At 68.7% G+C, this 17,442-nt stretch carries 19 protein-coding genes; 13 read left to right on the top strand and 6 right to left on the bottom strand.

From position 1 onward, the window contains the following. The first annotated feature begins 204 nt into the window (after window positions 1–204). The 10 genes from AC0VY3_RS27725 (at window position 205) to AC0VY3_RS27680 (ending at window position 8,521) form a co-directional block, all read left to right on the top strand. Window positions 205–645 (top strand): Cg1360 family ATP-synthase-associated protein, encoded by a 441-nt coding sequence (locus AC0VY3_RS27725; protein WP_103508049.1) that lies wholly within the window; start codon window positions 205–207, stop codon window positions 643–645. Between the two features lie 200 nt (window positions 646–845). Further along, complete coding sequence (atpB, locus tag AC0VY3_RS27720) at window positions 846–1,673, top strand: F0F1 ATP synthase subunit A (RefSeq protein WP_103508050.1); 828 nt, start codon at window positions 846–848, stop codon at window positions 1,671–1,673. 97 nt (window positions 1,674–1,770) lie between these two features. Next, window positions 1,771–2,007, top strand: a complete 237-nt coding sequence (atpE, locus tag AC0VY3_RS27715; RefSeq protein WP_003966254.1) for an ATP synthase F0 subunit C — start codon at window positions 1,771–1,773, stop codon at window positions 2,005–2,007. Between the two features lie 37 nt (window positions 2,008–2,044). Continuing rightward, window positions 2,045–2,581, top strand: a complete 537-nt coding sequence (locus tag AC0VY3_RS27710) for a F0F1 ATP synthase subunit B (RefSeq protein WP_098024909.1) — start codon at window positions 2,045–2,047, stop codon at window positions 2,579–2,581. Continuing rightward, window positions 2,578–3,393, top strand: a complete 816-nt coding sequence (locus AC0VY3_RS27705; protein WP_475550860.1) for a F0F1 ATP synthase subunit delta — start codon at window positions 2,578–2,580, stop codon at window positions 3,391–3,393. Before AC0VY3_RS27710 ends, AC0VY3_RS27705 begins: the two co-directional genes overlap by 4 nt. 129 nt (window positions 3,394–3,522) lie before the next feature. Beyond that, on the top strand, window positions 3,523–5,094 hold the full coding sequence (gene atpA, locus AC0VY3_RS27700; protein WP_030580920.1) for a F0F1 ATP synthase subunit alpha: 1,572 nt from the start codon (window positions 3,523–3,525) through the stop codon (window positions 5,092–5,094). 3 nt (window positions 5,095–5,097) lie between these two features. Further along, entirely contained in the window at window positions 5,098–6,015 is a 918-nt protein-coding gene (locus tag AC0VY3_RS27695) for a F0F1 ATP synthase subunit gamma (RefSeq protein WP_475550859.1), read from the top strand. Continuing rightward, complete coding sequence (gene atpD / locus AC0VY3_RS27690) at window positions 6,015–7,457, top strand: F0F1 ATP synthase subunit beta (RefSeq protein ID WP_103508052.1); 1,443 nt, start codon at window positions 6,015–6,017, stop codon at window positions 7,455–7,457. The genes AC0VY3_RS27695 and atpD overlap by 1 nt, the downstream gene beginning before the upstream one ends. A 109-nt stretch (window positions 7,458–7,566) precedes the next feature. After that, window positions 7,567–7,941 (top strand): F0F1 ATP synthase subunit epsilon, encoded by a 375-nt coding sequence (locus tag AC0VY3_RS27685; RefSeq protein ID WP_010060164.1) that lies wholly within the window; start codon window positions 7,567–7,569, stop codon window positions 7,939–7,941. A 133-nt stretch (window positions 7,942–8,074) separates the two neighbouring features. Continuing rightward, window positions 8,075–8,521: a DUF2550 domain-containing protein gene (locus AC0VY3_RS27680; RefSeq protein ID WP_030079306.1), complete on the top strand. Its 447-nt coding sequence runs from the start codon at window positions 8,075–8,077 to the stop codon at window positions 8,519–8,521. A gap of 204 nt (window positions 8,522–8,725) precedes the next feature. Here AC0VY3_RS27680 and AC0VY3_RS27675 read toward each other — a convergent pair whose 3' ends face one another. From AC0VY3_RS27675 to AC0VY3_RS27665, 3 genes are all read right to left on the bottom strand, one after another. Further along, the gene (locus tag AC0VY3_RS27675) at window positions 8,726–10,597 is read right to left on the bottom strand and encodes a glycosyl hydrolase family 18 protein (RefSeq protein WP_475550858.1); all 1,872 of its coding nucleotides are present in this window, start codon (window positions 10,595–10,597) and stop codon (window positions 8,726–8,728) included. Window positions 10,598–10,762: 165 nt separating this feature from the next. Beyond that, on the bottom strand, window positions 10,763–11,425 hold the full coding sequence (locus tag AC0VY3_RS27670) for a response regulator (protein ID WP_475550857.1): 663 nt from the start codon (window positions 11,423–11,425) through the stop codon (window positions 10,763–10,765). Then, window positions 11,422–12,621, bottom strand: coding sequence for a sensor histidine kinase (locus tag AC0VY3_RS27665; RefSeq protein ID WP_475550856.1), 1,200 nt, complete (start codon window positions 12,619–12,621; stop codon window positions 11,422–11,424). Before AC0VY3_RS27665 ends, AC0VY3_RS27670 begins: the two co-directional genes overlap by 4 nt. Before the next feature lie 150 nt (window positions 12,622–12,771). Between AC0VY3_RS27665 and AC0VY3_RS27660 the strand changes: the two genes are divergently transcribed. After that, window positions 12,772–13,344 (top strand): hypothetical protein, encoded by a 573-nt coding sequence (locus tag AC0VY3_RS27660; protein WP_475550855.1) that lies wholly within the window; start codon window positions 12,772–12,774, stop codon window positions 13,342–13,344. A 10-nt stretch (window positions 13,345–13,354) separates the two neighbouring features. Here AC0VY3_RS27660 and AC0VY3_RS27655 read toward each other — a convergent pair whose 3' ends face one another. Genes AC0VY3_RS27655 through AC0VY3_RS27645 form a run of 3 tightly spaced genes read right to left on the bottom strand, consistent with a single transcriptional unit; the run spans window position 13,355 to window position 15,483 of the window. Next, a complete protein-coding gene (locus AC0VY3_RS27655; RefSeq protein WP_103508055.1) occupies window positions 13,355–13,927 on the bottom strand; it encodes a cob(I)yrinic acid a,c-diamide adenosyltransferase in 573 nt (190 codons plus the stop codon). Window positions 13,928–13,940: 13 nt separating this feature from the next. After that, window positions 13,941–14,690: an ABC transporter permease gene (locus tag AC0VY3_RS27650; RefSeq protein ID WP_475550854.1), complete on the bottom strand. Its 750-nt coding sequence runs from the start codon at window positions 14,688–14,690 to the stop codon at window positions 13,941–13,943. Window positions 14,691–14,700: 10 nt separating this feature from the next. Beyond that, window positions 14,701–15,483, bottom strand: coding sequence for an ABC transporter ATP-binding protein (locus AC0VY3_RS27645; protein ID WP_475550853.1), 783 nt, complete (start codon window positions 15,481–15,483; stop codon window positions 14,701–14,703). A 108-nt stretch (window positions 15,484–15,591) separates the two neighbouring features. Between AC0VY3_RS27645 and AC0VY3_RS27640 the strand changes: the two genes are divergently transcribed. Beyond that, window positions 15,592–16,233: a TetR/AcrR family transcriptional regulator gene (locus AC0VY3_RS27640; protein WP_242741125.1), complete on the top strand. Its 642-nt coding sequence runs from the start codon at window positions 15,592–15,594 to the stop codon at window positions 16,231–16,233. Window positions 16,234–16,383: 150 nt separating this feature from the next. Continuing rightward, window positions 16,384–17,232, top strand: a complete 849-nt coding sequence (locus AC0VY3_RS27635; RefSeq protein ID WP_475550852.1) for a 3-hydroxyacyl-CoA dehydrogenase family protein — start codon at window positions 16,384–16,386, stop codon at window positions 17,230–17,232. Window positions 17,233–17,442: the final 210 nt, after the last annotated feature.

Genomic DNA, 17,442 nt, shown 5'->3' with positions numbered 1-17,442 from the left:
GTAACCCTCATGTGTGACAGTTGGCACACTTTCCAGGTAAAGACCTCATCAAATAGTTTGTGATACCGTTCACGAGACCCGGTGACGGAGCCGAAGGACCCTAGTGAGACGGTCCATTGGCCCGAAAATCCGCCTCGCGGACCGGGCCTACGCTCGTCCATGACGACGCCCCATTCCTCCTCTCAGACCAGTGGAGCTGCCGCCATGCAGTCCGACATGCGCGAACTACTGCGCATCGCCACCCCCACCGCCGCGGTGGGAGCCATCGCCACGCTCGTCGGCGGGCTCGTCGCCGGCGGCGAGGGGGCGATCGGTGCCGCGGTCGGCTGCGTGGTCGTGATCGTCTTCATGGCGCTCGGACTGCTGGCGCTCAACTGGGTCGGCAAGACCATGCCTCACCTGTTCCAGGGCATGGGGCTGATGATCTACTCGGCCCAGCTCGTGCTCCTGCTCATCTTCATCCTGAGCATCAGGAACACCTCTCTCTTCGATCTTCAGGTCTTCGCCCTCTCGCTGGTCGCAGCCGTGATCACGTGGATCACCACGCAGGCCGTGCTGCACGCGCGGAGCAAGACCCTCTACGTCGACCCCGACGCGGACACCCGGAACCGTCCGGGCGGGCCTGGGGGAGATCGTGACGAGTAGGGCCGGAATAAAGCCGTGTTCGACGTGCTGCTATCGTCCGGTCTCGGTTGCGGTAGTGCGAGCGCGGGCAACAGGGCGGTCGCTTGATACATCGCGAGGCTTCGGGCCCGGCCGCCGCCTCCTCACCGTAAGAACCAGTCCGGTGCCGACCTGCGGCCACCCGCCGCTCCGACACAACGAGGTAGCCGCATCCATGCGCCATGCAGAAGGAGCTCTTGGTGACTGACGCCCAGACGCTCGCCTTCGAGACGAACTGCCACCTGTTCAAGGACTGCGGGTTCCATGCCCCCAGCGTGTGGTCGTTCCTCTTCGAGCCGCTCTTCACCATTGGGCCTGTCGAGTTCAACAAGCCCATGCTGCTCGCGATCATCGGCACGTTCGCGATCCTGGCCTTCTTCTGGGCCGGTTTCTCGAAGCCCAAGGTCGTTCCGGGCAAGCTGCAGATGGTCGCCGAGGCGCTGTACGACTTCGTCCACCGCGGCATTGCCCGTGAGGTCATCGGCAAGAAGGGCGAGCCCTTCGTCCCTCTGCTGGTCTCGCTGTTCTTCTTCGTGTGGATCCTGAACCTCTGGGCCATCATTCCGCTCGCCCAGTTCCCGGTCAGCTCCGTCATCGCCTACCCCATCGGCCTGGCCCTGGTGGTCTGGGTGACGTACATGACGGTGACGTTCCGGACGAACGGATTCGTCGGAGGCATCCGCAACCTCTGCGTCCCGAGTGGTCTGCCCAAGCCGATCTACGTCCTGCTGACGCCGCTGGAGTTCATCTCCAACGTCTTCGTCCGGCCGTTCACGCTGGCTGTGCGACTCTTCGCGAACATGTTCGCGGGTCACATCCTGATCCTGATCTTCACCATCGCCACCTGGTACATGCTCGGCACCGTCCTGGGCACGGTCTACGCGGGCGCGTCGTTCATCATGACGCTGGTCCTGACCGTGTTCGAGATGTTCATCCAGGCCCTTCAGGCCTACGTGTTCACGGTGCTGACCGCCACGTACCTCTCCCAGGCGCTCGAAGAAGCCCACTGAGGACCCGCCAAGCCCTCCGGCTTGAGCCCTCACCCACCCCAGACGCCCGGTGCGAAGACACTTTCCACCGGTCCCATCAAGAGAAGGAACCACGGACATGTCTGCTGCTTTCGAGACCCTCGCGGCCGTGAACGGCAACGTCGGCACCATCGGCTACGGCCTCGCCGCGATCGGCCCCGGTATCGGCATCGGCATCATCTTCGGTAACGGTGTGCAGGCCATCGCCCGCCAGCCCGAGGCTGCCGGCCTCATCCGCCAGAACATGCTGCTCGGCTTCGCCGTCGTCGAGGCCCTCGCCCTGATCGGCTTCGTCGTTCCGTTCATCGTCAAGTGACGTTGTGGCTGTAGCTCCATTCGACGAAAGGTCCACCATGATGTACCTGGCAGCCGAGGAACCGCAGAGCCCTCTGCTCCCGGTCTGGCCTGAAGTCGTCATCGGCTTGATCTGCTTCGGCATCGTCTTCTTCGTCTTCTCGAAGAAACTGCTTCCGGTGATCAACAAGACCCTGGAAGAGCGCCGCGAGGCGATCGAGGGTGGCATCGAGAAGGCCGAAGCGGCTCAGACCGAGGCTCAGAGCGTTCTTGAGCAGTACAAGGCTCAGCTCGCCGAGGCCCGTCACGAGGCCGCGCGTCTGCGCCAGGAGGCGCAGGAGCAGGGTGCCGTCATCATCCAGGAGATGAAGGCGGAAGGTCAGCGGCAGCGCGAAGAGATCATCGCCGCCGGCCACGCCCAGATCGAGGCCGACCGCAAGGCCGCTGCCTCGGCGCTGCGTCAGGACGTGGGCAAGCTCGCCACCGACCTGGCCGGCAAGCTCGTCGGCGAGTCCCTCCAGGACCACGCCCGGCAGAGCGGCACCGTCGACCGTTTCCTCGACGAGCTCGAGGCGAAGGCCGAGGCCGCCCGATGAACGGCGCGAGCCGCGAAGCACTGGCTGCCGCACGCGAGCGTCTCGACGCGCTGACCGACAACACGTCGGTCGACGCGGCGAAGCTCGCCGAGGAGCTGGCATCGGTCACCGCGCTGCTCGACCGCGAAGTTTCCCTGCGCCGGGTTCTCACCGACCCGGCCCAGAGCGGCGAGAGCAAGGCCGAGCTGGCCACGCGTCTGCTCAGCGGGCAGGTGGGCGGCGAGGCCGTCGACCTGGTCTCCGGACTGGTCCGGTCCCGCTGGTCGCAGTCGCGTGACCTGGTGGACTCGGTCGAGGAGCTGGCGAACACCGCAGACCTCACCGCGGCCCAGCGCGGCGGGAACCTCGACGACGTCGAGGACGAGCTGTTCCGGTTCGGCCGGATCGTCGGCTCCGACACGGAGCTGCGTTCCGCGCTCACCAGCCGTACGGCCACGGCGTCCGCCAAGGGCGAGCTGCTGCGCAGCCTGCTCGGCGGCAAGGCGCAGCCGGTCACCGAGCGGATCATCGTCCGTCTCGTGACCCAGCCCCGTGGACGTAGCCTGGAAGCAGGGCTGGACTCGCTGTCCAAGCTCGCCGCGGAGCGCCGGGACCGCATGGTCGCCGTCGTCACCTCGGCGGTGCCGCTCAGCGACCGGCAGAAGCAGCGCCTGGGCGACGCCCTGGCGAAGATCTACGGCCGGCAGATGCACCTGAACCTGGACGTGGACCCCGCGGTCCTCGGCGGGATCTCGGTGCGCGTCGGTGACGAGATCATCAACGGCACCGTCGCGGAGCGTCTCGAAGAGGCGACCCGCCGCATGGCCGGCTGACACAGAGCAAAGAACAAGCAAGACCAGCGGCCCGGTTGGGCCGTGCAGAAATTGCAGAAGATTCCTGGGGGTCGGCCCCCAGACCCCCTTAAGAAACTTCGGGCCCAACAAGGAGAGCAGGGAACCCAGATGGCGGAGCTCACGATCCGGCCGGAGGAGATCCGGGACGCACTGGATAACTTTGTCCAGTCGTACCAGCCGGACGCGGCCTCGCGCGAGGAGGTCGGTACGGTCAGCGTTGCCGGCGACGGCATCGCGAAGGTGGAGGGTCTGCCCTCCGCCATGGCGAACGAGCTGCTGAAGTTCGAGGACGGCACCCTCGGTCTCGCCCTCAACCTCGAGGAGCGCGAGATCGGTGCGATCGTCCTCGGCGAGTTCAGCGGAATCGAGGAGGGCCAGCCGGTGCAGCGCACCGGTGAGGTGCTCTCCGTCGGCGTCGGCGAGGGCTACCTCGGCCGCGTCGTCGACCCGCTCGGCAACCCGATCGACGGTCTCGGCGAGATCGCGACCGACAGCCGTCGCGCCCTCGAGCTGCAGGCCCCTGGCGTCATGGTCCGTAAGTCGGTGCACGAGCCGATGCAGACCGGCTACAAGGCCGTCGACGCCATGGTGCCGATCGGCCGCGGCCAGCGTCAGCTGATCATCGGCGACCGTCAGACGGGTAAGACCGCGCTGGCCGTCGACACGATCATCAACCAGCGCGACAACTGGCGCTCGGGCGACGTGAACAAGCAGGTGCGCTGCATCTACGTCGCCATCGGTCAGAAGGGTTCCACCATCGCCTCCGTGCGTGGTGCGCTCGAAGAGGCCGGTGCGCTGGAGTACACGACCATCGTCGCCGCCCCGGCGTCCGACCCGGCCGGCTTCAAGTACCTGGCCCCGTACACCGGTTCGGCCATCGGCCAGCACTGGATGTACCAGGGCAAGCACGTCCTGATCATCTTCGACGACCTCTCGAAGCAGGCCGACGCCTACCGCGCCGTGTCCCTGCTGCTGCGCCGCCCGCCGGGCCGCGAGGCCTACCCGGGTGACGTCTTCTACCTGCACTCGCGTCTGCTGGAGCGCTGCGCCAAGCTCTCCGACGAGATGGGCGCCGGTTCGATGACGGGCCTCCCGATCGTCGAGACCAAGGCGAACGACGTGTCGGCGTTCATTCCGACCAACGTCATCTCCATCACCGACGGCCAGTGCTTCCTGGAGTCCGACCTGTTCAACGCGGGTCAGCGTCCGGCGCTCAACGTCGGTATCTCGGTCTCCCGAGTCGGTGGCTCCGCCCAGCACAAGGCCATGAAGCAGGTCTCCGGCCGGCTTCGCGTGGACCTCGCCCAGTACCGCGAGCTGGAGGCGTTCGCCGCCTTCGGTTCCGACCTGGACGCGGCCTCGAAGGCCTCGCTGGAGCGCGGTAAGCGCATGGTCGAGCTGCTGAAGCAGCCGCAGTACGCCCCGTTCCCGATGGAGGAGCAGGTCGTCTCGGTCTGGGCCGGCACCACGGGCAAGATGGACGACGTCCCGGTCGAGGACATCCGTCGCTTCGAGGCCGAGCTGCTGGAGTTCCTGCGCCGTGAGCGCAAGGACCTCCTGACCAGCATCGCCGAGGGCGGCAAGATGTCCGACGACACGCTGCAGTCGATCGCCGACGCGATCGCCGCCTTCAAGCAGCAGTTCGAGACCTCGGACGGCAAGCTCCTGGGCGAGGGCTGATCGATGGGCGCTCAGCTTCGCGTTTACAAGCGCCGCATCCAAGCCGTCACCGCGACCAAGAAGATCACCAAGGCGATGGAGATGATCGCCGCCTCGCGCATCGTCAAGGCGCAGCGCAAGGTGGCGGCATCGCAGCCGTACGCGACCGAGCTCACCCGTGCGGTGACCGCGGTGGCGACCGGTTCCGACGCCAAGCACCCGCTCACCACCGAGGTCGAGACCCCGACCCGGGCCGCGGTCCTGCTCATCACGAGCGACCGCGGTCTGGCCGGCGGTTACTCCTCCAACGCCATCAAGGCCGCGGAGCGACTGCGGGAGCGCCTTGCCTCCGAGGGCAAGGAGGTCGACACGTACATCGTCGGCCGCAAGGGTGTCGCGTACTACGGCTTCCGCGAGCGCAAGGTCGAGGGCTCCTGGACCGGCTTCACCGACAACCCGGCGTACGGCGATGCCAAGCGCATCGCCGCCCCGTTGATCGCGGCCATCCAGAACGAGACGGCCGAGGGCGGCGTCGACGAGCTGCACATCGTCTTCACGGAATTCGTGTCGATGATGACGCAGAACGCGGTCGACGCCCGGATGCTGCCGCTTTCGCTCGACGAGGTCGCCGAGGAGAGCACCCGCAAGGGTGAGATCCTTCCGCTGTTCGACTTCGAGCCGTCGGCCGAGGACGTCCTCGACGCCCTTCTGCCGCGCTACGTCGAGAGCCGTATCTACAACGCACTGCTGCAGGCAGCCGCTTCCGAGCACGCTGCCCGCCGCCGCGCGATGAAGTCGGCCACCGACAACGCCGGGGACCTCATCAAGAGCCTGTCCCGGCTTGCCAACGCGGCCCGCCAGGCCGAAATCACCCAGGAAATCAGCGAGATCGTCGGCGGTGCCAGTGCTCTGGCCGACGCGACCGCGGGGAGTGACAAGTAATGACGACCACTGTTGAGACGGCCGCTGCCACGGGCCGCGTCGCCCGGGTCATCGGCCCGGTCGTCGACGTGGAGTTCCCCGTCGACGCGATGCCGGAGATCTACAACGCCCTCCACGTCGAGGTCGCGGACCCCGCCGAGGACGGCGCCCGCAAGACGCTGACCCTGGAAGTCGCCCAGCACCTGGGTGACGGAGTGGTCCGCGCGATCTCGATGCAGCCCACCGACGGTCTGGTCCGCCAGGCCGCGGTGACCGACACGGGCGCGGGCATCACCGTCCCCGTCGGTGACATCACCAAGGGCAAGGTGTTCAACACCCTCGGTCAGATCCTGAACGAGCCGGAGGCCGAGGCGCAGATCACCGAGCGTTGGCCGATCCACCGCAAGGCCCCGGCCTTCGACCAGCTCGAGTCGAAGACCGAGATGTTCGAGACCGGCCTGAAGGTCGTCGACCTGCTGACCCCGTACGTCAAGGGCGGCAAGATCGGTCTGTTCGGTGGTGCGGGCGTCGGCAAGACGGTCCTCATCCAGGAAATGATCATGCGTGTGGCGAAGCTGCACGACGGTGTGTCGGTGTTCGCCGGTGTCGGCGAGCGCACCCGTGAGGGCAACGACCTCATCGACGAGATGACCGAGTCGGGCGTTCTGGACAAGACCGCGCTCGTCTTCGGCCAGATGGACGAGCCGCCGGGGACGCGTCTGCGCGTGGCCCTGTCCGCCCTGACCATGGCGGAGTACTTCCGCGATGTGCAGAAGCAGGACGTGCTGCTCTTCATCGACAACATCTTCCGCTTCACGCAGGCCGGCTCCGAGGTCTCCACGCTGCTCGGCCGTATGCCGTCCGCGGTGGGTTACCAGCCGACCCTGGCCGACGAGATGGGTGTGCTCCAGGAGCGCATCACCTCGACGCGTGGTCACTCGATCACCTCGATGCAGGCGATCTACGTCCCCGCGGACGACCTGACCGACCCGGCCCCGGCCACCACGTTCGCCCACCTCGACGCGACGACGGTTCTCTCCCGTCCGATCTCCGAGAAGGGCATCTACCCGGCCGTGGACCCGCTGGACTCCACGTCCCGCATCCTGGACCCGCGCTACATCTCCCAGGACCACTACGCCGCGGCCAGCCGCGTCAAGGGGATCCTGCAGAAGTACAAGGACCTCCAGGACATCATCGCGATCCTCGGCATCGACGAGCTGGGCGAGGAGGACAAGCTCGTTGTCCACCGTGCCCGTCGCGTCGAGCGCTTCCTGTCGCAGAACACCCACGCCGCGAAGCAGTTCACCGGCCTGGACGGTTCGGACGTCCCGCTCGACGAGTCGATCGCCGCGTTCAACGCGATCTGCGACGGGGAGTACGACCACTTCCCCGAGCAGGCGTTCTTCATGTGCGGTGGCCTGGAAGACCTCAAGGCCAAGGCCAAGGAGCTCGGCGTCTCCTGAGCCTCCGGCTCACCGAGGGGGGTGGGTGTGTCCCGCCCCCCTCACCACGCCCCGTAGAATTGACCCAACACCCGGCCGGGCGGCCGGGTGGTGACCCGAGGAGCCACCCTTGGCTGCTGAGCTGCATGTCGAGCTGGTCGCCGCGGACCGAAGTGTCTGGTCCGGCGAGGCCACCCTGGTCGTCGCGCGTACCACGTCCGGCGACATCGGCGTCATGCCCGGTCACCAGCCGCTTCTCGGTGTGCTGGAATCGGGCCCGGTGACGATCCGCACGAGCGAGGGCGGCACCGTGATCGCCGCCGTGCACGGTGGATTCATCTCGTTCGCGGACGACAAGCTGTCGCTGCTGGCCGAGATCGCCGAGCTGGCCGACGAGATCGATGTCCAGCGCGCCGAGCGGGCGCTGGAGCTCGCGAAGTCGGATGCCGACGCTGCCGCTGAGCGGCGCGCCGAGATCCGTCTGCGTGCGGTGGCGGTGCTCTAGCACCCCCACGGACAGATGTTTTTACTCAGCCGCGGCCCGAGCTGGAGCAATCCAGCCGTGTCGCGGCTGAGGCGATGCAGGTGCAATACGGTTTCGGTGTTCGTTACTCGACGATGCGAGGAGGTCGGTGGAGATGGTCCTCGCATTGTGGGTGGGCTTGTCCGTCGTCGTCATGGTCCTGCTGGGACTGTTCGTCTTCGGCCTGCGCCGGCGGCTGATCCAGCGGTCCGGAGGGACCTTCGACTGCAGCCTGCGCTGGGACGTGTCGGAGGAACCCGATGCGCTCGGCAAAGGCTGGGTCTACGGGGTCGCCCGCTACAGCGGTGACCGCGTCGACTGGTTCCGGGTCTTCTCCTACGCTCCTCGCCCCCGCCGGGGCCTGGAGCGTTCTGCGATCGAGGTGATCGCCCGCCGGATGCCGGAGGGCGAGGAGGAGCTGGCGCTCCTGTCCGACTCCGTCGTGCTCGGCTGTCTCCACCGGGGGACGCGCCTGGAGCTGGCGATGAGCGAGGACGCGCTGACCGGCTTCCTCGCCTGGCTGGAGGCGGCACCGCCCGGCCAGAGGGTGAACGTCGCCTGAGAACGGCGCGTGACCGCGTACGCACCCAGCGAAAGAACGTGCCCAGCGACGTGCCCAGCGGGAGAGCGTACCCAGCGACGTGCCCAGCGGGAGAGCGTACCCAGCGAAGGAACGTACACAGCGAAAAACCGGGGAGACGGGGGGCGGACCCGTCTCCCCGGTGCTTTTCCGGGGTGGTGCGGTGGTGCTGTTACGGCGTGGGGACTACTGGAGACCGCTGTTGATCGCGCTCACCAGCTCGCCGTTCGTGGTGTCACCGGAGAACTCCCAGAAGAACGCGCCTCCCAGGCCCTGGTTCTTCGCCCAGGTCATCTTCGAGCCGATGGTGGCCGGGGTGTCGTAGCTCCACCAGTTGGTGCCGCAGTGGGCGTACGCGGTGCCGGCGATGGTGCCGGTGGCCGGGCAGGAGTTCTTGAGGACCTTGTAGTCCTCGATGCCCGCCTCGTACGTGCCCGGGGCCGCGCCGGTCGCCGTGCCGCCGGGGGCGGCCTGGGTGACGCCGGTCCAGCCGCGGCCGTAGAAGCCGATGCCCAGGAGCAGCTTCTTGGCCGGGACGCCCTGGGCCTTCAGCTTGGCGATGGCGTCGGCGGAGGTGAAGCCCTGCTGGGGGATGCCGGTGTACGGGTTCAGCGGCGAGTGCGGGGCCGTCGGGCCCTTGGCCGCCCAGGCGCCGAAGAAGTCGTACGTCATCACGTTGTACCAGTCGAAGGACTGGGCGGCGCCCGCGTAGTCGGCGGCGTCGATCTTGCCGCCGGCCGAGCCGTCCGCGGTGATGGCGGCGGTGACCAGGTTGCCCGCGCCGAACTTCGTCTTCACGGCCGAGGCGAGGTTCTTCAGCGCGGCCGGGCCGCTGGTGTCACAGGTCAGACCACAGGCGTTGGGGTACTCCCAGTCGAGGTCGATGCCGTCGAAGACATCGGCCCAGCGGGGGTCCTCGACCAGGTCGTAGCAGGACTGGGCGAAGGCGGCCGGGTTCTGCGCGGCCTGGGGGAAACCGCCGGACCAGGTCCAGCCGCCGAACGACCAGAGGACCTTGATGTGCGGGTACTTGGCCTTCAGCTTGCGCAGCTGGTTGAAGTTGCCGCGCAGCGGCTGGTCCCAGGTGTCGGCGACGCCGTCGACGGACTGGTCGGCGGTGTACGCCTTGTCGTAGTCGGCGTACGCGTCGCCGATGGTGCACTTGCCGTTCTGCACGTTGCCGAAGGCGTAGTTGATGTGCGTGATCTTCGCGGCGGAACCGGACGTCACCAGGTTCTTGACGTGGTAGTTGCGCCCGTAGACGCCCCAGTTGGTGAAGTAGCCCAGGTTGATCTTGTCGCCGACGGGCGGTTCACCGCCGCCGCCGGTGGTGCGCACGGAGACGGAGCCGGAGACCGGGCCGGTCTGATCGGCGGTGTCCCGGGCCTGCACGGCGTAGGAGTAGTCGGTGCCGGCGGTGAGGCCGGTGTTGGTGTACGTCGTGCCGGTGACCGTGGCGACCTTCGCGCCGTCGCGCAGCACGTCGTAGTTCTTGACGCCGTTGTCGTCGGTCGCGGCGCTCCAGCTGAGCTTCACCGAGGTGTTGGTGACATCGCTGGTGGTCGGGGTGCCGGGGGCCGAGGGCGGGTTGTCGCCGGGCACGCTGCCGCCGTCACAGGAGGCGCCGTTCAGCTTGCAGCCGGTGGGGGAGCCGGAGCCGGTGCCGTTGAAGCCGAAGCTGATGCTGGCGCCGGGGGCCACGGACCCGTTCCAGGAAAGGTTCTTGGCGGTCCAGTGGTTGCCGCTGCTGGTGACGGAGGCGTCCCAGGCGGAGCCGACCGAGGTGCCGGAGGGGAAGTCCCACTCGATGGTCCAGGAGGAGAGCGCGGTGGTGCCGGTGTTCTTCACCGTCCACTGGCCCTCGAAGCCGCTGCCCCAGTCCGACTTCTTGGTGTACGTGGCGGTGGCCGACGTGGCTGCCGAGGCGGGGGAGGCGAGCCCCACCATCGCGGCCAGCGGCACGACCAGCGCGGTCAGGCCCGCGACGACCTTGGATCTGCCGCTCGGGGTGGGGATCCATCTGAATCTGGAACGGCGTTGGGGGGTGTCAGTGCTCAACGGTGCTCCTCGGGTGAGGTCCAACAAACGGGGGTGATTCGTGGACTGCAAACCCTGCGCCGCCCTGAGTACGGGTGCTCTCGTACTCACCGCAGTGTGTGTCGGTGACAGTAGAAAGGTCTGGACCAACCGTCAAGAGGTCTGGACCAAAGATCGATATTCGGCTCAGATCCCCAACTCCTGGGCCAGAACGGCCGCCTGAACCCGGCTGCGCAGCTCCAGCTTGCCCAGCAGCCTGCTGACGTGGGTCTTCACCGTGGCCTCGGCCATCGAGAGCCGCAGCGCGATCTCCGCGTTCGACAGCCCCTCGCCCAGACACCCCAGCACCTCGCGCTCGCGCCGGGTGAGCGCGTCCAGCACCGCCGGATCGGCCGTTCCCCGGCCGCGAACGGCCCCGCCTCCCGCCCCCGATCCGGCGAACTCGGCGATCAGCCGCCGGGTCACCGCCGGGGCGATCAGCCCCTCGCCGCGCGCCACCGTCCGTACCGCCTCCAGCAGATCGCGGGCGTCGGTGTTCTTCAGCAGAAAGCCGGCGGCCCCCGCGCGCAGCGCCCCGAAGACGTACTCGTCCAGATCGAACGTGGTCAGCACCAGGACGTCCGCGAGCTCCTCCGCCACCACCTGCCGTGTCGCCGACACCCCGTCGAGGCGGGGCATCTGCACATCCATCAGCACCAGATCCGGGCGGAGTTCACGCGCCAGGCGCACCGCCGCCTCACCGTCGCCCGCCTCTCCGACGATCTCGATGTCCGGCGCGCTGGAGAGGATCAGCACCAGCCCCGCGCGCACCGCCGACTGGTCCTCCGCGACCAGTACCCGGATCGTCATTCCCGCATCGTCCTTTCCGTCACGGGCAGTTCCGCCCGCACCCGCCAGATCTCGGTCGCCTCGCCGTCCGGCTCCACCCGCGCCGTGATCGTCCCGCCGAGCAGCGCCACCCGCTCCCGCATGCCCACCAGGCCCGCCCCCGAACCGGGCGCCGTGGGTCCGGGGCGGTTGCCGAACACACTGGTCACCTCGACCGTCAGCAGCTGCCCGGTCCGGCCGAGCCGCACCGCGACCGGGCCCGGTGCGGCGTGCTTGAGGGCGTTGGTCAGGGACTCCTGGACGATCCGGTACGCGGCCAGCTCGACCGGCGTCGGCAGCGCCCCGGCCGCCGGGTCCCGGGTGTCCTGAAGGGTGCAGACCAGCCCGCCGGACGCCCCGTTGACGTTCGTCTGCTCGATCAGGGTGTCCAGAGCGGCGAGCGTCGGGGCCGTGGCCGGAGCCCGGTCCTCGCCTCCCTCCCGCAGCAGGCCGATCAGCCGGCGCATCTCCGCGAGCCCCTCGACGCTGTTCTCGCGGATCACCTTCAGGGCGCTCCGCGAGGTCTCCGGGTCGTCGATGGACAGGGCCGCGGTGGAGTGGATCGCCACGGCGGAGAGATGGTTGGCCACCATGTCGTGCAGCTCCCGGGCCATCCGGGCCCGCTCGGCGACCACCGCCTGCGTCCGGTCCATCTCGGCCAGCCGCGCGGTCTGGGCGGCGGCCAGCCGGGCCGCGTCGGCGGCGGTGCGATGGCTGCGCACGCTGACCCCGGTGAGGGCGGGGATGAAGGAGACCAGCCCGATGACCAGGCCGATCAGGAGCGCCTCGGGCTTGCGGATCCAGGCCAGGAAGCCGATCGTGGCCGCCACGGTGATCAGCAGCGTGGCCACCGGGAGGCGGCGGGCGGCGGCCGGGGTCCCGTAGAGCACGGCCGCGTACATGACGTCCGTGAACATCAGGATGGTGGCGAGGTTGCCCCAGGTGAACTGGTCCGCCACCAGCGCGAGCGCGCCGATCGTCAGCGCCGTGCGCGGGGCGTTGCGGCGCAGCAGCTCGGCCGCGGCCATGGCGGTCAGCGGTACGAGCGTGACCCACGGTCCGAGCGAGGAGTGGCCGCCCTGGGTGTGGAGGCCCAGCAGCCACAGGATCAAGCCTCCGAGCAGCCCGGAGACGGCCAGGGCCACCGCGTCGCGGTCGGGGCGGATCGAGGTGAGCACCCCTCCATCCAACACACACCGCCGCCCCCGGACCTCCCTTCGCGGGCCGATCCGCGACTACATCGAAGGATGCAGTCCCGTTTCGTCACCGCCGACGACGTATCCACGCCCGGCGGCCGGGAGGCTGGAGGGGAACGGGAGGAGAGAGTCGTGATCGCCCTACTGGTCGTGGCCTGCGAGGTCGCATTCTGGGTTCTGCTGGCCGCCGGGCTGGCCCTGCGTTACGTCGCGAGGAAACCGAGGCTCGGCGCGGCCGTGCTGCTGTGCGAGCCGCTGCTGGAGGTCGTGCTGCTGGTGGTGACGGCCGTCGACCTGAAGAACGGGGCCGAGCCCGACTGGAAGCACGGGCTGGCCGCCGTCTACATCGGGTTCACGGTGGGCCTCGGCCACCACACCGTCAAGAAGGTGGACGCCTGGGTCGCCCACCGCTGGTTCGGCGGCCCGCCGCCGGTGAAGCCGCCGAAGTACGGCATGGCCCGTGCGATCCACGAGTGGCGCACGGCCGCCCGCTGGATCCTGGCCGCGGTGGTCGCCCTGGGCCTGCTCCAGGCGGCGATCTGGTACGTCGGCCCGGGCGGGGCGGTCAGCTCGCTCCAGGGCTGGCAGCAGAAGATGGGCATCGTGATCGGGATCAACCTGATCATCGCCGGAGGCTACACGCTGTTCCCGAAGCAGGCCCCCAAGGACGCGGTGACGGACCGCGAGCCGGCCGACCGGTTCTAGGCTCCAGGGCCTACCGCTCGCCGCCCGGCACCCACAGCACGTCCCCGACCTCCTTGTTCGCGCTCCGCGCCAGGATGAACAGGAGGTCGGAGAGGCGGTTGAGATAGGTGGCGGTCAGGGTGTTCATCGACTCGCCGTGCACCTCCAGCGCCGCCCAGGTGGACCGCTCCGCCCGCCGGACCACCGTGCACGCCTGGTGCAGCAGCGCCGCCCCCGGCGTACCGCCCGGGAGGATGAAGCTGCGCAGCTTCTCCAGCTCCTCCAGGAAGCGGTCGCAGTCCGCCTCCAGTTTGTCGATGTAGGACTGCTCGACCCGCAGCGGCGGGTACTTCGGGTCCTCGACCACCGGGGTGGAGAGGTCCGCGCCCACGTCGAACAGGTCGTTCTGGACGCGGACGAGGACCTTCACCACGTCCTCGGACAGCTGCCCCAGTGCGATGGCGGTCCCGATCACCGCGTTGGCCTCGTTGGCGTCCGCGTACGCCGAGATCCGCAGATCGGTCTTGGCGGTGCGGCTCATGTCGCCGAGGGCCGTGGTGCCCCGGTCGCCGGTCCGGGTGTAGATGCGCGTCAGATTGACCATGGGGTCAGCGTAGTTACGCTCCGGCCCGTCGGAAGACCCGTGTGCCCACTGTCACGGCCGCGGCGGCGAAGCCCACGGCGACCAGGACCCCGTACAGCATGTGCGTCGTGGCGTACGAGCCGCTGTAGGCGTCCCGTACCGCGTCCACCAGATAGCGGAACGGGGTGAAGTGCGAGAGCACGTCCAGCCAGCCGGGACCGAGCGTGATGGGCAGCATCAGTCCGGAGAGCAGCATCGCCGGCATCGTCACCGCGTTGATCACCGGCCCGAACTCCTGCGGGGTGCTGACGCGCAGGGCCAGCGCGTACGAGAGCGAGGCCAGCGAGAGCGCCAGCACGGCGGTGAACGCGAAGCCGATGAGGACGCCCGCCAGCGGGGCGCGCAACCCCATCAGCAGTGCGGCGAGCACCAGCAGGACGGCCTGGAAGGTGAAGAGCAGGGCGTCGCGCAGCACCCGCCCCAGCAGCAGGGCCTGCCTGCTGACCGGGGTGACCCGCATCCGCTCGACCACGCCGGTCGACTTCTCGACGATGATCGCGAAACCGGCGAAGGACGCGCCGAACAGGCTGAGTTGGAGCAGCAGACCGGGCACGAGGATCTGCCAGGAGTCGGCGGGGGAGCCGAGCGGAAGGTCCTGGAGGAGCGGGCCGAAGAAGAACAGATAGAGCAGGGGCATCAGCAGGCCGAAGAGGACCTGGAAGCGGGAGCGCAGGGTCTGCCGGGCGTACCGCCCGAAGACGATCGCGGTGTCGTGGAAGAGCACTGATGAGGTCCTAAACGGCTACGGGGGCGGCGTCGGCAGGGGTGACCGGGCGTCCGGTGGCGGCCAGGAAGGCGTCCTGGAGGGAGGCGTCGGGGGAGCCGGCGTACCGGGTCTTCAGCTCGGCGGGGGTGCCCTCGGCGACGACCGTGCCGCCGTCGATCAGGATCAGCCGGTCCGCCAGCGCGTCCGCCTCGTCGAGATAGTGGGTGGTCAGGACGACGGTGGTGCCGGTCTCCTCGCGCAGGCCCCGCACCAGGTCCCACAGGTCGGCCCGGCTGCCCGGGTCCAGGCCCGTGGTCGGCTCGTCCAGGAAGAGCACGGCCGGGCGGTGGGTGAGGCCCATGGCGATGTCGAGCCGTCGCCGCTGGCCCCCGGAGAGGCTCACCGCCTTCCGGTCGAGCAGCCCGTCGAGGCCGAGCACGGCGGCCAGTTCCCCGGCGCGCGCCGCGGCTTCCGCCCGGCCCAGCCGGTACAGCCGGCCCTGGGTGACCAGCTCCTCCCGGACGGTCAGATACGGGTCGACGCCGCCGGACTGGGCGACGTACCCGCAGACCGCGCGGACGGCGGCGGGGTCGGCGAGCAGGTCGTGGCCGGCCACGGTGGCCGCGCCGCCGGTCGGGGTGAGCAGCGTCGTGAGCATGCGCAGAGTGGTCGTCTTGCCCGCGCCGTTGGGGCCGAGGAGCGCGACTATCTCTCCCGCGCGGATGGTCAGGTCGATGGAGCGGACGGCTTCCACCGGGCCGCTCGGCGTGGTGAAGGTCCGGGCGAGCCCGGCGGTGCTGATGACGGTCATGCGGCCAGAAAAACAGAGGGACACCAAAAATGCAATGCCACCCAAAATCTAAGTCACCCCAAAAATGCGCTGACCTCATGATCGCTCGGCGCGTCCTACGATGGGGGCATGGCTGAGGGACTCAGGGAACGCAAGAAGCGTCAGGCCAAGCAGCGCATCTCGGACATGGCGACCGGGCTGTTCCTCCAGCACGGCTTCGTCACGGTGACCGTCGCCGAGATCGCCGACCTGGCCGACGTCTCCGTGAACACCGTCTACAACTACTTCCCGGCCAAGGAGGACCTCTTCCTCGACCGGATGAAGGGCGTCACCCAGCGCGTCGCCCGCTACGTCCGTGCCCGCGACAAGGGCGAGTCGGCCGCCGAGGCGGTCCTGCGCGAGGTGCGTGCCGCCGTCGTCGCCGTCTCCCCGGAGTTCGGCCTGATGGACGGCTTCGCCGACTTCATGCGCGTCATCGAGGACGCCCCCACCCTCAAGGCCCGCCTCTGGTACCTCCAGCAGGAGGTGCTCCAGTCCGTCGTCGCCACCCTCCGCGAGGACACCGGTGCGAGCGAGGACGACCCGCTGCCGCTCCTCGTCGGCGGCCAGATCGCCTGGATCGAACACGCCCTCGTCGGCTATGTCGGCCAGGAGATGATGAAGGGCCGCAAAGCCGTCGAGGTCTCCCGGGACGCCCTCGGCGTTCTCGACGACATCGAGGGGCTGCTCAGCGATCAGGTCCTCAACTACGCGCGGCGCGGAGCCGAATGACGGGTCCCGGTGTGATGTCCGTCATCTGAGACGTGACGCGCATCTCTTCACCGCCCCAGCGGGCCCGGCGGGTACTAACCTCCGCCGGAGAGCAATGTGAACCGCCGTGAACAAATGCGCACGGGCGAACAGAAACCAAGGGGTGCGAACGTGGCCAGGAAGCTTGCCGTCATCGGGGCCGGACTCATGGGATCCGGGATCGCGCAGGTCTCCGCCCAGGCGGGCTGGGACGTCGTGCTGCGGGACGTCACCGACGCCGCGCTGACCCGGGGCCGTGACGGCATCAAGGCCTCGTACGACAAGTTCGTCTCCAAGGGCAAGCTGGACGCGGCCGACGCCGAGGCCGCCCTCGCCCGCATCACCACGACCACCGACCTCGACGCCGTGGCCGACGCGGACGTGGTCGTGGAGGCCGTCTTCGAGAAGCTGGAAGTCAAGCACGAGATCTTCCGCACCCTGGACAAGGTCGTCGGCGAGCACACCGTCCTCGCGTCCAACACCTCCGCCATCCCGATCACCAAGATCGCGGCCGTGACGGAGCGTCCGGAACGCGTCGTCGGCGTGCACTTCTTCTCGCCGGTCCCGATGATGCAGCTCTGCGAGCTGGTGCGCGGCTACAAGACCAGCGACGAAACCCTCGCCACCGCACGGGAGTTCGCCGAGTCGGTCGGCAAGACCTGCATCGTCGTCAACCGTGATGTGGCGGGCTTCGTCACCACCCGGCTGATCTCGGCGCTGGTCGTCGAGGCCGCCAAGCTGTACGAGTCGGGCGTCGCCTCGGCCGAGGACATCGACATCGCCTGCAAGCTGGGCTTCGGCCACGCGATGGGCCCGCTCGCCACCGCGGACCTGACCGGAGTCGACATCCTGCTGCACGCCACCGGCAACATCTACGCCGAGTCGCAGGACGAGAAGTTCGCCGCCCCGGAGCTGATGCGCCGGATGGTCGACGCAGGTGACATCGGGCGCAAGAGCGGGCAGGGCTTCTACACGTACTGACCGGATCCGCCCCCTCGGCCCGTCGGCCCGCCGCCGTCCGGGCCGGGGGAGCCGGGGATTTTACCCGGCGGTGACCGGACTCCGACGAACCGAAGTCACTCCACCGAGTGAATTCGGTATCGGTTTGCTTACAGACGGCAACTTCCCTGTCGTCGCGGCAGTCAGTGGTGGCAGAGGCAGAGCCGGCGGCAGAACAGACAGACGGACCTT

The sequence above is a fragment of the Streptomyces sp. iso_384 genome (assembly GCF_056172905.1).
This window is presented reverse-complemented; position numbering and strand designations above follow the sequence as displayed.

Excerpts from the sequence above, each read along its gene's own strand:
- AC0VY3_RS27725 (WP_103508049.1), top strand. The coding sequence starts at position 205 with ATGCAGTCCGACATGCGCGAACTACTGCGCATCGCCACCCCCACCGCC.
- atpB (WP_103508050.1), top strand. The coding sequence starts at position 846 with ATGCAGAAGGAGCTCTTGGTGACTGACGCCCAGACGCTCGCCTTCGAG.
- atpE (WP_003966254.1), top strand. The coding sequence starts at position 1,771 with ATGTCTGCTGCTTTCGAGACCCTCGCGGCCGTGAACGGCAACGTCGGC.
- AC0VY3_RS27710 (WP_098024909.1), top strand. The coding sequence starts at position 2,045 with ATGATGTACCTGGCAGCCGAGGAACCGCAGAGCCCTCTGCTCCCGGTC.
- AC0VY3_RS27705 (WP_475550860.1), top strand. The coding sequence starts at position 2,578 with ATGAACGGCGCGAGCCGCGAAGCACTGGCTGCCGCACGCGAGCGTCTC.
- atpA (WP_030580920.1), top strand. The coding sequence starts at position 3,523 with ATGGCGGAGCTCACGATCCGGCCGGAGGAGATCCGGGACGCACTGGAT.
- AC0VY3_RS27695 (WP_475550859.1), top strand. The coding sequence starts at position 5,098 with ATGGGCGCTCAGCTTCGCGTTTACAAGCGCCGCATCCAAGCCGTCACC.
- atpD (WP_103508052.1), top strand. The coding sequence starts at position 6,015 with ATGACGACCACTGTTGAGACGGCCGCTGCCACGGGCCGCGTCGCCCGG.
- AC0VY3_RS27680 (WP_030079306.1), top strand. The coding sequence starts at position 8,075 with ATGGTCCTCGCATTGTGGGTGGGCTTGTCCGTCGTCGTCATGGTCCTG.
- AC0VY3_RS27670 (WP_475550857.1), bottom strand. The coding sequence starts at position 11,425 with ATGACGATCCGGGTACTGGTCGCGGAGGACCAGTCGGCGGTGCGCGCG.
- AC0VY3_RS27655 (WP_103508055.1), bottom strand. The coding sequence starts at position 13,927 with ATGGTCAATCTGACGCGCATCTACACCCGGACCGGCGACCGGGGCACC.
- AC0VY3_RS27645 (WP_475550853.1), bottom strand. The coding sequence starts at position 15,483 with ATGACCGTCATCAGCACCGCCGGGCTCGCCCGGACCTTCACCACGCCG.
- AC0VY3_RS27640 (WP_242741125.1), top strand. The coding sequence starts at position 15,592 with ATGGCTGAGGGACTCAGGGAACGCAAGAAGCGTCAGGCCAAGCAGCGC.